Genomic DNA, 14087 nt, shown 5'->3' on the forward strand with positions numbered 1-14087 from the left:
GTGCGACCACGCTACGGTGTGTGCGAACGCCCAGCCCCCCGGAGCTCAGCTGCCCCGCAGCTCCACGAGCCGCGCCGCCAGCGCGGCGTCGTCCCCCGTCAACTCCACGATCTTGTCCCGGCCGCGGTGCCCGGACGCGATCGCCACATCCCCGCGGCGCACGCCGAACGCGGCGGCCAGCATGTCGACGACGGCGGCGTTCGCCTTGCCCTCGACGGCCCTGGCCCGCACGGAGACGAGCAGCGCCGTCCCGCGGGGTCCGTCCCAGCGCCCGCCGACGGCGTCGGCGCGGGCACCGGGACGAACCCGGACGGTCACCTTCATGCGGTGCTCCTGACCGAACGGCACACCTGACGGAACTCAGATCTCGGCCTGATGAGATCCGCAACTCGCGGCCGCGACACCCGCAACTCGCGCCGGCAACACCCGCAACTCGCGCCAGCGAGATGCGCAACTCGCGGTCACGGGGTGACGAGCACCCGGACCTCGGCGCCGTCCGCGACCGTGCCCGTCAGCGTCGGTGCGGCGACCTCGCCGTAGCCGACCGACGTCGCCAGCACCTCGCCCGCCACGAACTCCTCGTGCGCGCGCACCGCCTCGAGCACCGCCTCGGGGGCGTCCAGCGTGAGCGCGATCCGGTCCGTCACGTCCAGCCCGGCCTCGCGCCGGGCCTGCTGCACCAGCCGGACGACGTCCTTGGCCAGGCCCTCGGCCGCCAGCTCCGGCGTCACCGCGACATCCAGGACGACCAGCCCGGAGCTGCCGGGCAGCGCCCCGACCGTCACCTCCTCGCCCTCGCGCGGGGCCGCGACCAGCCGCTCGGTGAACTCGCCCGGCAGCAGCTCGATCCCGCCCGCGACGACGGTGCCGTCCGCGCCCTGCTCCCACTCCCCCGCCTTGACCGCACGGATCACCTTCTGGGTGTCGCCACCCAGCCGGGGCCCGCAGGCGCGGGCGTTGACGGCGATCTCGAAGCGGCCGTAGTCCGCCACGTCGCCGGTGAGCACGACGTCCTTCACGTTCACCTCGTCGCGGAGGAGGTCGACGAACGGGGCGAGGACGTCCGCGTCCGCCGCGGCCACGGTGAGCCGGGCCAGCGGCAGCCGCACCCGCAGCCCCGCGGACTTGCGCAGCGACAGCGCCGCCGACGCCACCTGCCGCACCCGGTCCATCGCGGCGACCAATCCGGCGTCGGCCGGCAACAGGTCGCGCTGTGTCGACGCGCGCTCCGCATCCGCTCCGCGCTGGGTCGACGCGCGCTCCGCATCCGCTCCGCGCTGGGTCGACGCGCGCTCCGCATCCGCTCCGCGCTGGGTCGACGCGCGCTCCGCATCCGCTCCGCGGTGTGCCGGCCAGTCCTCCAGGTGCACCGAACGGCCCCCCGTGAGCCCCCGCCAGATCACCTCCGTGGTGAGCGGCAGCAGCGGCGCCGCCACCCGCGACGTCACCTCCAGCACGGTGTGCAGGGTGTCGATCGCATCGGCGTCGCCGTCCCAGAACCGCTCCCGGGACCGCCGGACGTACCAGTTGGTGAGCACCTCGGCGTGGTCGCGCAGCCGCTCGCACGCCCCGGCGATGTCGTAGACATCCATCGCCGCGGTGACCTCGTCGACGAGCGCCGCCGTGCGTGCGAGCACGTACCGGTCCAGGACGTGCGGGGACGACGTGCGGAACTCCCCCGCCCGGCCGGCGGCCCCGGCGTAGAGCGACAGGAAGTACCAGGTGTTCCACAGCGGCAGGATCGCCTGCCGCACCCCCTCGCGGATGCCCTGCTCGGTGACGACGAGGTTGCCGCCGCGCAGGATGGGGCTCGCCATGAGGAACCACCGCATGGCATCCGAGCCGTCCCGGTCGAACACCTCGTTGACGTCCGGGTAGTTGCGCCGCGACTTCGACATCTTCGCCCCGTCGTCGCCCAGCACGATGCCGTGCGCGATGCACGAGCGGAACGACTGCCGGTCGAACAGCGCCGTGGCCAGCACGTGCAGCGTGTAGAACCAGCCGCGGGTCTGGCCGTTGTACTCGACGATGAAGTCGCCCGGGTAGTGGTGCTCGAACCATTCCGCGTTCTCGAACGGGTAGTGCACCTGCGCGAACGGCATCGAGCCGGACTCGAACCAGCAGTCCAGCACCTCCGGCACCCGCCGCATCGTGGAGTTGCCCGTCGGATCGTCCGGGTTGGGGCGGGTCAGCTCGTCGACGTACGGGCGGTGCAGGTCCGTGGGCCGCACGCCGAAGTCGCGCTCCAGCTCGTCCAGCGAGCCGTAGACGTCCACGCGCGGGTAACGGGCATCGTCGGACAACCACACCGGGATCGGTGAGCCCCAGTAGCGGTTGCGCGAGATCGACCAGTCGATCGCGTTCTCCAGCCACTTGCCGAACTGGCCGTCCCGGACGTGCGCGGGCACCCAGGTGATCTCCCGGTTCAGCTCGACCATCCGGTCGCGGAACTGCGTGACCTTCACGAACCACGAGTCCACCGCGCGCTGGATGAGCGGGTTGCCGCACCGCCAGCAGTGCGGGTACGGGTGGTCGTAGGTCTCGTGGCGCAGGAGCTTCCCGAGCGCGTGCGGGGCCCCCCGCTTGAGATCGGCGATGATCTGCGGGTTCGCGTCGAACACCTGCAGGCCCGCGTACGGGGGCACGGTGGCGTCGAACTCGCCGCGGGAGTCGACCGGGACGACGACCTCGATGCCCGCGGCGTCCGTGACGACCTTGTCCTCCTCACCGAACGCGGGCGCGATGTGCACGAGCCCGGTGCCGTCGTCGGTGGTGACGTAGTCGGCGGCGAGGATTCGGTGGGCGTTCTCGCGGCCGACGAAGAAGTCGAACGGCGGGGTGTAGGCGGTACCCAGCAGCTCCGTGCCGCTGAACCGCCGCACCACCGGCGGATTCTCGCCCAGCTCGCGCGCGTACGCGCCGACCCGGGCCGCCGCGAGCAGGTAGCGCTCGCCGCCGGACTCGACGAGCACGTACTCGACGTCCGGGTGCACGGCGACGGCGAGGTTCGACGGCAGTGTCCAGGGGGTGGTCGTCCAGACGAGCAGGAACGCGCCGTCCAGCTCCGGGTCCTCGGAGCCGATGCGCAGCCCGACGGTGACGGCCGGGTCCTGCCGGTCCTGGTAGACGTCGTCCATCTTGGTCTCGGTGGCCGACAGCGGCGTCTCGCAGCGCCAGCAGTACCAGAGCACGCGGAAGCCCTGGTAGACCAGGCCCTTGTCCCACAGCGTCCGGAACGCCCACATGACGCTTTCCATGTAGTCCAGGTCGAGCGTCTTGTAGTCGTGGTCGAAGTCGACCCAGCGGGCCTGGCGGGTGACGTAGGCGCGCCACTCGTCGGTGTAGCGCAGCACGGAGGCGCGGCAGGCGTCGTTGAAGGCCGCGACGCCCATGTCCTCGATCTCGGACTTGTGCTTGATCCCGAGCTGGCTCTCGGCCTCGACCTCGGCGGGCAGGCCGTGGGTGTCCCATCCGAAGCGGCGCTCGACCCGGCGCCCGCGCATGGTCTGGTAGCGCGGAACGACGTCCTTGACGTAGCCGGTGAGCAGGTGGCCGTAGTGCGGCAGGCCGTTGGCGAAGGGCGGGCCGTCGTAGAAGACGAACTCGTTGCTCCCGTTCTCCCCGGTGGGGCGGGCCTCGACCGACGCGGCGAACGTGGCGTCCGCCTCCCAGTCCGCGAGGACCTCGCGCTCCAGCGCGGGGAAGGCCGGGTGGGCAGGGACGGCGGGATAGCGGCGGGGCTCGGGTGACATCGGGGTCGGTGCTCCTCGTGCGACGGGACGGATCTCGCGCACGGGGACGACGGCCCGGCTGTGTCGGCCACAGCGGGCGCCGCGGTACCACCCCGCTTGCCGATCACCCGAGATGATCGGCCTCTCGTTCAGCGGCTGTGACGGGCCGCGCCCGTCCGGTTCTACTCCGCGGGATCACCCGCGTTTCTTCCGGAGGCTCCCCGGTGATGGCCGGATCTCTGCCTTTGGTACTGCCTGTGGGTACTGCGTCGGTTACTGCTCGCACCAGCGTAGCGCGCCGACGCGAGCCGGTATTCCGGGGACGGCCCGGCCGCCGATCCGCCCCTTCCCGGTCAGCGGGCCGCCGGCTGGTGGCGGCGGGCGAGGAGCAGGTTGGGCCGGCACCATCCGCACGCGCTGAACCCGAGCTCGACGGCCTCACGGGCCGGCAGCGGGATCACCGGGCGGCCGGCCAGGAACGAGCATCCCTCCACGTGATACCGCGGGCGCTCGTCGACGACGACGACCTCGTCCTCGGCCGACGCGGCCACCGAAGCGGCGACCGGGTCGTGCGGCTCCTCCGGGGGCTCGCCGTCCGGTCCGGGGGGTGGCACCGCCCCGAGATCGGGGGCCGCTTCCCCGGCCGGGTCCTGGCCTGCGGGCTGCTGCACCCCGGGTGCGCCCGTCTCCCGGCGGTCCGGGCCGTCGCCCGCCTGCGCCTGGTCCGACGACCGTTCCGATGCTTGCCCAGCCTGCGCAGCCTGCGACGCGGAGCTGCCCGAGACCGCGGCGGCGTCGGGTGCCGCGACGAAGAGCCCCGTGGGTCCGTCCGGGTCCTCGGGCGCCACGGGCGGACCAGGTGGGCCGTCGGTCGGATCGGCGGGTTGCTCGGCATAGGCCGGGCGCGCCTCGCCGTCGACGCCGCGCACCACGGTTTCCTCGCCGTGGGACGGCCCGCCGGACCAGTCCGGCGGCCCCGCCGGGGGACCTCCGGCGGTTACGCTCTGTGACGGGGACGCGGACCATGGAGGGGTTCCCGGCACAGCGCCGGGCGGTTGCTCCACAGAGCCGGGCGGTCGCGCCACCGGAAGCAGCACGGTCTGCTCGTTCGCAGATGGTTCCCCTGGTGCGCCGGGCTGCTCCTGCGCCAGGAAACGGGTCTCGCCGTCCGGCGGGACAGAGCCCGTTGCCTGGCCCTGCACCTGCGGTGTCACCGGTATGAACTCGGTGACGGAGTCGTAGTCCGCGGAGCGGACCGACCCGGACGCCCCGGCCACCATGCCACCCGGACCGCCCGCGGGATCGTGAGTGGGCGCCGGAGGGGGCAGTTCCTCGTCGTCACGAGCGGCCTGCTGGCGCTGCCACCAGTCGACCAGCAGGACGCTCGCGGCGGCGACGCTGACGGCCACCGACAGCCAGGCCCAGAGCACGCTGCCCTGGACGAGCGCGACGACCAGCAGGGCGAACGCCGCGAGGACGAGGATCAGGACGAGCAGCAGCACAGTTCACTCCACCTGGCTCGGGGGTGACCGTGCGGTCACCCGCCGACGGTCGTCGGTCAGCTACCCGCGTCGGCGCGCTGTGCGTAGCCGCTGGAGGCGTAGCCACCGTTCGACGACGCCCTGGCGTCCGTCGGAGCGGCCGAACCGCGGCCCTCCAGGTCGCGAAGCTGCGACTCCAGGTAGGTCTTGAGCCGGGTGCGGTACTCGCGCTCGAACGTGCGCAGCTGCTCGATCTTCTTCTCGAGCGCCGACTTCTCGCGGGTGATGCTGCCGATGATCTCGTTCTGCTGACGCTCGGCGTCGCCGACCAGCGTGGCGGCCTTCTCGCGGGACTGCCGCTCCAGTGTCTCGGCGCGCGTACGGGCGTCGTTGAGCATCGTCTCGGCGCGGGCGCGGGCGTCGTTGACGAGCCCGTCGGACTTGCTGCGCGCGTCCGCGAGGAGCTGCTCGGACTTGTTGCGGGCGTCGGTGAGCATGCCGTCCGCCTCGGACTTCGCCTCGGCGGTGAGTCGCTCGGCCATCTCCTGGGCCAGGCTCAGCACCTTCGCGACCTGGACGTGATGGTCCGCGTCCTCGACCACGGGGCCGCCCATCGCCCGCTGCGGCTCCATCGGGCGCAGCGGCGGGGGCGGGGGCTGGACGCTCATCTGCTGCGTCGGCGGGGCGGGGGGCATCGGGGCGACGACCGGGGGACGCGAGCGCGCCTCCTCCAGGTCGGCCTGGGTGTCGCCGAGACGCTGCTCGAGCTGCGAAACCTGCTCGCGCAGGTCCTCGTTCTCCTCGAGCAGCCGGGCGAGCTCGGCCTCGACCAGGTCCAGGAACGCGTCGACCTCGTCCTCGTTGTACCCCCGTTTCCCGATCGGGGGCTTGCTGAACGCGACGTTGTGGACGTCGGCGGGCGTCAGCGGCATCAAATCACCTCATGCAGTCCTCGGCGTCGCGACGGGTGACTGGGGCTCACATCGTCCACGACTGGGCAACGCGCATCAGTATGAACACGACCAGCAGCAGAACCATAATCGACAGGTCCAGCCCCACGCCCCCGATTCGGACGACAGGGATCACTCTCCGTAGCGCTTTCACGGGCGGGTCGGTGGCCGTGAAGATGACCTCGAGCGCCACCGCGCTGGGTCCCGCGGGGACCCACTGGCGCGCGAAGCTGCGCACCAGCTCGGCCACGATCCGGGCCGTGAGCAGCAGCCAGAAGAAGAAGAGCGCGTAGTAGACGACGAACGCGATCACGAGTCCCACGGGTCCATCCTCCCACGCGAGGCGGAACACCGGTCCGGCTCCCACCGGGACGACATGCGCCGGCGATCACGGCGCGAAGCCGCCCGTGTGAGGGACGGAAGGCGCCGGGGTGGGTTACCTGTCGCCGAAGTGCCTGCTGCGTTCGGCGAGCATCCGTGCATCGTCCGCCGAGACCTCGACTTCCGGTGGGGTCAGCAGGAAGACGCGGCTGGTGACCTTGTCGATCGACCCGCGCAGGGCGAACGCGAGCCCGGCGGCGAAGTCCACGAGCCGCTTGGCGGCCGCGTCGTCCAGCTCCGTGAGGTTCATGATCACCGGGACGCCGTCGCGGTAGCGCTCGCCGATCGTGCGCGCCTCGTTGTAGCTGCGCGGCTGCAGCGTCGTGATCCGTGCGGGAGACACCGTCCGGGCCTGCTCGGGCTCCGTCCTGGTGCGCTCGTCCAGGTCGATGTCCCGCTCCGCCGCACGGTCGATGGCGAGCGCGCCCTGCACCGGAACGCCGACGGTGACGGGCGTCCGCTGTCGGGCGGACTCGCCGCGCACCGACGCGGAGGCGACCGACCGCACGGTGGTGCGGGAGCGCTCCCAGCCGTCGTCGACCCTGGCGTCGCCGCGCGGCTCGACCCGCGTGTCGGCCCGGTCGTCGTCGGCCTCGTAGCCGTCGTAGCCGGGGCGGTCGCCCCGGTCGGGCGACCGCTCGTCCCAGCGGTCCCCCCGGCGCTGCGTCGGATAGCGTGACTCGACCTCGTCGACGTAGTCGCCGAGCTCGTCGGCGGGCACCATGCCGAAATAGGCCTTGAGCCGGTACATCGCACCCATGCCGCGCTCCCCTCGCCTCGCCCCTGCCGACCGCCCCGCCGCCGGCGTACACCCGGCCCGCGACGGGACCACGTGATCACGGCGAGGCTATCGGCCGGTCCCCCACAAGGGCGGTTCCGACACGCACGACCTGCGAGCCATGACCGATCGCGACCTCCAGGTCCCCGCTCATCCCTGCCGAAAGGACCGTGGCCCGCGGGTGTGCCGCGCGCAGCCGCGCGGCGGCGTCGGCGACCGCCGCGAACGCCGCATCCGGATCGGCGCCGAGCGGCGCCACCGCCATGAGCCCGTCCAGTCGCAGCGCGGAACACCCGGCGACATGATCGGCCAGCTCGTCCATCCGGTCGAGCGGCACGCCTCCTCGTGCGGGGTCGCCGTCCACGCTGACCTGCAGGAGCACGGACAGCGGGCCGGCCCGTCGCCCCTCGTCGACGGCACGGGCGACGGCGGAGTCCAGGGCGTCGGCGAGCCGGACCGAGTCCACCGACTCGACCCGGGCCGCCCACGGCGCCACGAGGCGCGCCTTGTTGCGCTGCAGCCCGCCGATGAGGTGCCAGCGGGGGCTCGCCGCCGGGCGCAGCGCCGCGACCTCCGCGACCTTGCGGGTCGCCTCCTGCGGCCGGTTCTCGCCCAGAAGGGTGACGCCCAGGTCGAGCAGCGTGGCGACGTCGGCGGCCGGGACGAACTTGGTGACCGCCATCAGCTCCACCTCACCGGGGTCGCGGCCGGCGGCGACGCACGCGTCCGCGATCCGGGCGCGCACCGCGGCGAGGCGGCGAGCCAGTTCGTCGCGCCTCGGGGTCACCCGGGCCGCCGCGGGGTCGGCCGTGCTCGCGTCCGTGCCCGTCTCCACGGCCCGACCGTACGTCCCCGCCCACCGCGGCGCCCCGACCCGGCCGGGCGAGCGCGCGACCGGCACGTACGGGAAGACCTATTTCCCGTACGTGCCGTTCGCGCAACCGGGAACGGGGCTGGGTCAGTCGTGCAGGTCGAGCCAGGTGACCGCGGCCTGACGGCCGGTGCGGCCGTCGCGTCGGTGGCTGTAGAGCTGCGGATCCTCCATCGTGCAACGGGGATCGGCACCGATCCTCGCGACGCCCAGCGCCGCGAGCTGGCGGTGCAGCCCGGCACGCAGGTCCAGCGAGGGCGTCCCGCGCCTCGTGCGCGCGGCGCTGCCGGGCAGCGCGGCGGCGACCTCGTCGCACATCGCGGCGGGCACCTCGTAGCAGGCGCCGCACACGGCCGCGCCGAGCAGCACCTCCAGCCGCTCCCGGCGGGCGCCGAGCGCCTCCATCGCCGCCACGGTGGCGGGCAGCACGCCCGCCGCCGCACCCACCCGGCCCGCGTGTGCGGCTCCGACGACGCCCGCGGCCGGGTCGGCCATCAGCACGGGGACGCAGTCCGCGGCGAGCACGGCGACGGCCACGCCGGGCAGCGCGGTGACGGCGGCGTCGGTGTCCGCGACGTCGGGGGCACCGTCGACCGGTGGCGCACCGACCGTCGCGACCCGCACGCCGTGCACCTGCGCGAGGAACACCACCGGCGCCCCCAGCTCCCGCGACAGACGGCGGCGGTTCGCCGCGACGGCCGCGGGGTCGTCGCCGACCCCCGCGGAGAGGTTGAACCGGGCGAACGGCCCGGTCGACCGGCCGCCCGCCCGGGTGGTGACCACCCGGCGGACGCGCACGGTCAGCGCTTCATGAACGGTGGCACGTCGACGTCGTCGTCGTCCGCGTCCAGGCGGTCCACGAGCTGGGTGTACCGCGGCGGGGCTGGCCGCTCGTGGCCGAACACCGGTGTGGCCGCCGCCTCCCCGAACACGTCCGACACCGGCAGCCGCGGCGCGGGCGGCGTGTAGGGCGCCTCCGCGGGCGTCGCGGGGGGCAGCGACCCGGCCTGGTGCGGCGTGCGCTCCTGGCGGGCCTGGGGGTGCTGCGGCGCGTGCACGGCGGTGTGGGGCGGCTCGGAGCCGAGCGCCGGATTGAGCGTGGCGGGTGCCACGGTGCCGGGCCGCGTGCCGTTCGCCGCCGGGCCACCCGGTGCGGCGGGAACCGCAGCCGCAGGCGCGTCGTGGATCGGCTGAGCGGGAGGCTGGACGGCCGCGGCCTGCACGGGTGCGGTCCGGCCGACCTGCTCGGCCGCCTGCGGCGGCGCAGGCGGGCTCGCCGCCGCGGCGCCCGCCGGTGGCGGCTGGGCCTGCGGCTGCCCCGGCGTACCCTGCGAGCGCACCGGGACCGGCTCCAGCTTCTTGTGCACGGGCCCGCCCGCCTCGAAGCCGGCCGCGATGACGGTCACCCGGACCTCGTCGCCGAGCGAGTCGTCGATCACCGTGCCGAAGATGATGTTGGCCTCGGGGTGCGCGGCCTCCTGGACCAGCGACGCCGCCTCGTTGATCTCGAACAGGCCGAGGTCCGACCCGCCCGCGATCGACAGCAGCACGCCCTGGGCCCCGTCCATCGAGGCCTCCAGCAGCGGCGAGTTGATCGCCTTCTGGGCGGCCTCGATCGCGCGGCCGTCCCCGCGCGAGGACCCGATGCCCATCAGCGCGCTGCCCGCACCGGACATGACGGACTTGACGTCCGCGAAGTCCAGGTTGATGAGACCGGGGGTGGTGATGAGGTTCGTGATGCCCTGGACACCGGAGAGCAGCACCTCGTCCGCGGACCGGAAGGCGTCCATGAGCGAGACGCCCGCGTCGCCGAGCTGCAGCAGCCGGTCGTTCGGGATGACGATCAGGGTGTCGCACTCGTTGCGCAGCGACTGGATGCCGGACTCGGCCTGGTTCGCGCGCCTGCGGCCCTCGAACGTGAACGGCCGGGTGACGACGCCGATCGTGAGCGCGCCCAGCTTGCGCGCGATCTGCGCCACGACCGGCGCCCCGCCCGTGCCGGTGCCGCCGCCCTCGCCCGCGGTGACGAAGACCATGTCGGCCCCCTTGAGGACCTCCTCGATCTCCTCCGCGTGATCCTGGGCGGCCTTCGCGCCGACCTCCGGGTTCGCGCCGGCGCCGAGGCCCCGGGTGAGCTCGCGGCCGATGTCGAGCTTGACGTCCGCGTCGGACATCAGCAGGGCCTGGGCGTCGGTGTTCACCGCGATGAACTCGACGCCCTTCAGACCGACCTCGATCATCCGGTTGACGGCGTTGACACCGCCGCCACCGATGCCGACGACCTTGATGACGGCCAGGTAGTTGTGCGGGGGCGTCATGGGAGGCACCTTCCGGTCCAGCTAGTCGGCTCTGCGGTTCGACCCGTCGATCGGCGCACGTCCTGCGCATCCCTGCTGGGCATGCCTCCGCACGCTAGGTGGCGGCCAGTGGCTAGGCCAGCAGGCGCGCCGAAACCGCGGTCGGGGTCGGCACGGACCACCCGACGGCTCGGTCCCGGAGGCCGCCACCGGCCGGCGTCGACCTCATCGCCGGATCGTGGGGAGCTCGGGGCTGACGACATCGTAGACGGCCGCCTTCTGCGACAGGAGGGGTCCGAGCACCGCGGCCTTGTCCGTCGCCCGATCCGGCGATCCGAACCGGACCTCGCGGTTCTCGGTCAGGCGCAGCACCACGGGCAGCGCCGGCGCCGGCCCGACCTCGACGGCCGTGACCAGTCCGCGCAGGTCCGCCGGGAGGGCGGCGACGACGTCGAGTGCCGCCCGGGTGGCCGGCGTCGTGGGCGCCCCCGGTTCCAGAACGCCGACGGCCAGCTTCGGCACGTTCACCTGATCGGGGACCGGCAGGTAGGCGACACCCGTGACATCGACCAGGTACGGCCCCTGCGGGGTGTCCGCGATCCCGGCCGCGACGCGCTCGACCACCTCGATCGTGACGGTGTGCGGCCAGTCCCGGCCGGCCACGGCATCCGCGACGGCGGGCAGCCCCTCGACCCGCCGCTCGATCGCGTCGAGGTCGACACCGGCCAGCGGCACCCCGGTGGTGACGGCAGCGGCTTCTCGGACGGCCTGCTCCGGCACCGTCCGCGCGCCGGTGATCTCGACGCCGTCGACGTCGGCCAGCCCGGCGTCGTAGAGCAGGGTGCGCCCACCGAGGCCGCCCGCGAACACGGCGAAGATCAGGCCGAGGGCGACGGCGGCAACGCGACGGCGCCGGAAGTGCTCGGGCAGGCGCGTCCGCGCGCCGATGGCGCGGGGTGGGGTGGCACGTTCCCAGGTGCCCCGCCCGGACCCGGCCGCGCCCTGGCGCCCGGGTGGACGGGCACCGCGCGGGACACGCCCACGGGCGGGTCGCTCGCTCCGGTCCGAAGCGGGCTCCTCCTGGCGCCTGCCGGCGTGACCCGCGCGGCCGGCCCGGGTGTCCCGGCCCGCACGACCGACCCCCTCGGCACCACCGGCCCGGTCGCGCCGGCCCGCCCGGTCGGCCTTTGCCGTCCGATCGCCACGCCCGGCACGGCCCGCGGCATCGGAGCGCTCGACACCGCCCGCCCGGTCGCCCCGCCCCCGCTCGCCGCCACCGGCGGTGCGGCTCCCACGCCGACCCACCCGGTCCGTGTCCTCCCCGCGGTCCTCCGCGCGCCGCGGCGCGGGCACCGTCCCGGCCGGCACGTCCTCGGCCGCCGAGCGGCGGGGCCTGCGGACCGGCTTGCGCCCGGCACGGCTGCCCGCCGACCGCTCGGCCCGGGTCGCCCAGGCCTCGCCCGCAGGCGGGTCGCCGTCCCCCGGCGCGGACCCCCGCGTCACGACGGCTGCTCCCGCTGCTCCAGCTCGCGCAGCACCTCGGGTCCGAGCACGGTGACGTCCCCGGCACCCATCGTGATCACCAGGTCCGCCGGGCGGGCGAGCCGGGCGACCACGACCGGGACGTCGAGCCACCGGGGCACGTAGTGGACCCGCTCGGGAGGCAGCGCGACGGCGGCGGCCACCAGCTCGCCGGTGACGCCGGGCTCGGGATCCTCGCGCGCGCCGTAGACGTCGAGGACGACGACCTCGTCGGCCAGGCCGAGGGCCTCGCCGAACTCGGCCGCGAAGTCGCGCGTGCGCGAGTAGAGGTGCGGCTGGAACGCGACGACCACGCGGCCCTCCCCCGCCGCGCGCACGACGTCCCGCGCGGCCCGCAGCTGGGCGGCCACCTTGCTGGGATGGTGGGCGTAGTCGTCGTAGACGGCGACGCCGGCGGCGCGGCCCCGGTACTCGAAGCGGCGCCGCACGCCGTCGAACCCGGCGAGGCCCTCCAGCATCAGCTCGGGCGCCACGCTCAGCTCGACGCCCGCGAGCAGCGCCGCGAGGGCGTTGCGCGCCATGTGCTCGCCCGGGACGGCCAGGCGCAGCTCGTGGTCGACGCCCGCGTGCCGCAGCAAGACGGCGGCCCCGTGCCCCTCCGGGCGGAACGCGACCAGGCGCGCGTCCGCATCCGCCGCCGCCCCGTAGCGCAGGACCCGGAGGCCCCGCTCCTGCGCTGCGCGGGCGAGTGCCGCGGCCCCTGGGTCGTCCGTGCAGGTCACGAGGGCCCCGCCGGGGACGATGCGGTCCAGGAACTCCACGAAGGCGGCGGTGTAGGCCTCGGCCGTGCCGTAGTGGTCGAGGTGGTCGGCCTCGACGTTGGTCACGATCGCGACCAGCGGGGTGTAGGCGAGGAAGGAGCCGTCGCTCTCGTCGGCCTCGGCGACGAAGACGTCCCCGCCGCCCTCGTGCGCGCCCGTCCCGGAGGAGGCGAGATCACCGCCGATGGCGAACGACGGGTCCAGCCCGGCGTGCTGGAGCGCGACGGTGAGCATCGAGGTGGTGGACGTCTTGCCCGCGGTGCCGGTGACGGCGACCAGCCGGCGACCCGCGGCGAGGGCGGCGAGCGCCCGCGCCCTGTGCACGACGGGGAGGCCCCGCTCGCGGGCCGCGGCGAGCTCGGGGTTCGTGTCGCGGATCGCCGAGGACACGACGACCGTGGCGGGGGCGGGTGGCAGGTGCGCGGCGTCGTGACCGATCTCGACACGGGCCCCGAGCGCGCGCAGGGCGAGGACCGTCGGCGACTCGCGGGCGTCGGAGCCCGACACCTCGACCGCGCGGGCCAGCAGGATGCGGGCGATGCCGCTCATGCCGGCCCCGCCGATCCCGATGAGGTGGACCCGGTCCTTCGCCGCGAACGTCACGCGCGCACCCCGGCGACATCCAGGACGACCCGGGCGAGCCGCTCGTCGGCGTCCGCATGCCCGGACGCGCGGGCGGCGGCGCCCATCGCGGCCAACCGGCCGGGATCGGCGAGGAGCGGGGCGAGCTCGGCGTGGACGCGCTCGCCGGTGAGCTCGGCGTCGTCGACCAGCACACCCCCGCCCGCATCGACGACGGGCCGGGCGTTGAGGGCCTGCTCCCCGTTGCCGTGCGGCAGCGGGACGTACACGGCGGGGAGCCCGACGGCCGACACCTCGGCGACCGTCATCGCCCCCGCCCGGCACAGGACGACGTCCGCGGCGGCGTAGGCGAGGTGCATGTCCTCGATGTAGGGCAGCGGCACGTACCCGGGGGCGGGCGGAGCGGCGGTGCCGGTGGGCCCGTGGGCGTGCAGGACGGCCACGCCCGCGTCCACGAGCCCGGGCAGCGCCGCGGCGACCGCCGTGTTCAGCGTCCGGGCGCCCTGCGAGCCACCGAAGACGAGCAGGACCGGACCGTCCGCCGGCAGGCCGAACCTCGCCCGCGCCTCGGCGCGCAGGCCCGCGCGGTCCAGGGTGGTGACGGCGCGGCGCAGCGGGATGCCGAGCACCTCGGCGTTCGCGAGGCCGCTGCCGGGCACGGCCGCGACGACCCGCCGCGCGAACCGGGCGCCCACCTTGTTCGCCAGGCCCGC

12 protein-coding genes are annotated in these 14087 nt (G+C 74.7%); all 12 read right to left on the reverse strand.

From position 1 onward, the window contains the following. Positions 1–45: 45 nt before the first annotated feature. Complete coding sequence (locus AB7J25_RS26650) at positions 46–324, reverse strand: DUF167 domain-containing protein (RefSeq protein ID WP_428513388.1); 279 nt, start codon at positions 322–324, stop codon at positions 46–48. A gap of 137 nt (positions 325–461) precedes the next feature. Then, entirely contained in the window at positions 462–3752 is a 3291-nt protein-coding gene (ileS, locus tag AB7J25_RS26655; RefSeq protein WP_428513390.1) for an isoleucine--tRNA ligase, read from the reverse strand. A gap of 332 nt (positions 3753–4084) precedes the next feature. Continuing rightward, positions 4085–5233 (reverse strand): hypothetical protein, encoded by a 1149-nt coding sequence (locus AB7J25_RS26660; RefSeq protein WP_428502851.1) that lies wholly within the window; start codon positions 5231–5233, stop codon positions 4085–4087. A 56-nt stretch (positions 5234–5289) separates the two neighbouring features. Then, a complete protein-coding gene (gene wag31, locus AB7J25_RS26665; RefSeq protein WP_428502850.1) occupies positions 5290–6144 on the reverse strand; it encodes a DivIVA-like cell division protein Wag31 in 855 nt (284 codons plus the stop codon). Between the two features lie 46 nt (positions 6145–6190). Next, complete coding sequence (locus tag AB7J25_RS26670; protein WP_428513392.1) at positions 6191–6484, reverse strand: YggT family protein; 294 nt, start codon at positions 6482–6484, stop codon at positions 6191–6193. Positions 6485–6598: 114 nt separating this feature from the next. Further along, a complete protein-coding gene (locus AB7J25_RS26675) occupies positions 6599–7303 on the reverse strand; it encodes a cell division protein SepF (RefSeq protein ID WP_428513394.1) in 705 nt (234 codons plus the stop codon). Between the two features lie 76 nt (positions 7304–7379). After that, on the reverse strand, positions 7380–8156 hold the full coding sequence (locus tag AB7J25_RS26680) for a YggS family pyridoxal phosphate-dependent enzyme (protein WP_428513395.1): 777 nt from the start codon (positions 8154–8156) through the stop codon (positions 7380–7382). A 123-nt stretch (positions 8157–8279) separates the two neighbouring features. Beyond that, a complete protein-coding gene (pgeF, locus tag AB7J25_RS26685; RefSeq protein ID WP_428513397.1) occupies positions 8280–8990 on the reverse strand; it encodes a peptidoglycan editing factor PgeF in 711 nt (236 codons plus the stop codon). A 2-nt stretch (positions 8991–8992) separates the two neighbouring features. Next, the gene (gene ftsZ, locus AB7J25_RS26690; RefSeq protein WP_428513399.1) at positions 8993–10510 is read right to left on the reverse strand and encodes a cell division protein FtsZ; all 1518 of its coding nucleotides are present in this window, start codon (positions 10508–10510) and stop codon (positions 8993–8995) included. A 204-nt stretch (positions 10511–10714) separates the two neighbouring features. After that, positions 10715–11992, reverse strand: a complete 1278-nt coding sequence (locus AB7J25_RS26695) for an FtsQ-type POTRA domain-containing protein (RefSeq protein WP_428513401.1) — start codon at positions 11990–11992, stop codon at positions 10715–10717. After that, positions 11989–13341: a UDP-N-acetylmuramate--L-alanine ligase gene (murC, locus tag AB7J25_RS26700; protein ID WP_428513405.1), complete on the reverse strand. Its 1353-nt coding sequence runs from the start codon at positions 13339–13341 to the stop codon at positions 11989–11991. The genes AB7J25_RS26695 and murC overlap by 4 nt, the downstream gene beginning before the upstream one ends. Before the next feature lie 50 nt (positions 13342–13391). After that, a partial coding sequence (locus tag AB7J25_RS26705; RefSeq protein WP_428513403.1) for a UDP-N-acetylglucosamine--N-acetylmuramyl-(pentapeptide) pyrophosphoryl-undecaprenol N-acetylglucosamine transferase occupies positions 13392–14087 on the reverse strand: 696 nt, incomplete at its 5' end.

Origin of the sequence: Pseudonocardia sp. (assembly GCF_050246655.1) — a bacterium.
In the GTDB taxonomy this organism is placed as follows: Bacteria; Actinomycetota; Actinomycetes; order Mycobacteriales; family Pseudonocardiaceae; genus Pseudonocardia.

What these genes read in the sequence shown, in the direction of transcription:
- AB7J25_RS26650 (WP_428513388.1), bottom strand. Translation starts at nt 324, where the DNA reads ATGAAGGTGACCGTCCGGGTTCGTCCCGGTGCCCGCGCCGACGCCGTC.
- ileS (WP_428513390.1), bottom strand. Translation starts at nt 3,752, where the DNA reads ATGTCACCCGAGCCCCGCCGCTATCCCGCCGTCCCTGCCCACCCGGCC.
- wag31 (WP_428502850.1), bottom strand. Translation starts at nt 6,144, where the DNA reads ATGCCGCTGACGCCCGCCGACGTCCACAACGTCGCGTTCAGCAAGCCC.
- AB7J25_RS26675 (WP_428513394.1), bottom strand. Translation starts at nt 7,303, where the DNA reads ATGGGTGCGATGTACCGGCTCAAGGCCTATTTCGGCATGGTGCCCGCC.
- ftsZ (WP_428513399.1), bottom strand. Translation starts at nt 10,510, where the DNA reads ATGACGCCCCCGCACAACTACCTGGCCGTCATCAAGGTCGTCGGCATC.
- murC (WP_428513405.1), bottom strand. Translation starts at nt 13,341, where the DNA reads ATGAGCGGCATCGCCCGCATCCTGCTGGCCCGCGCGGTCGAGGTGTCG.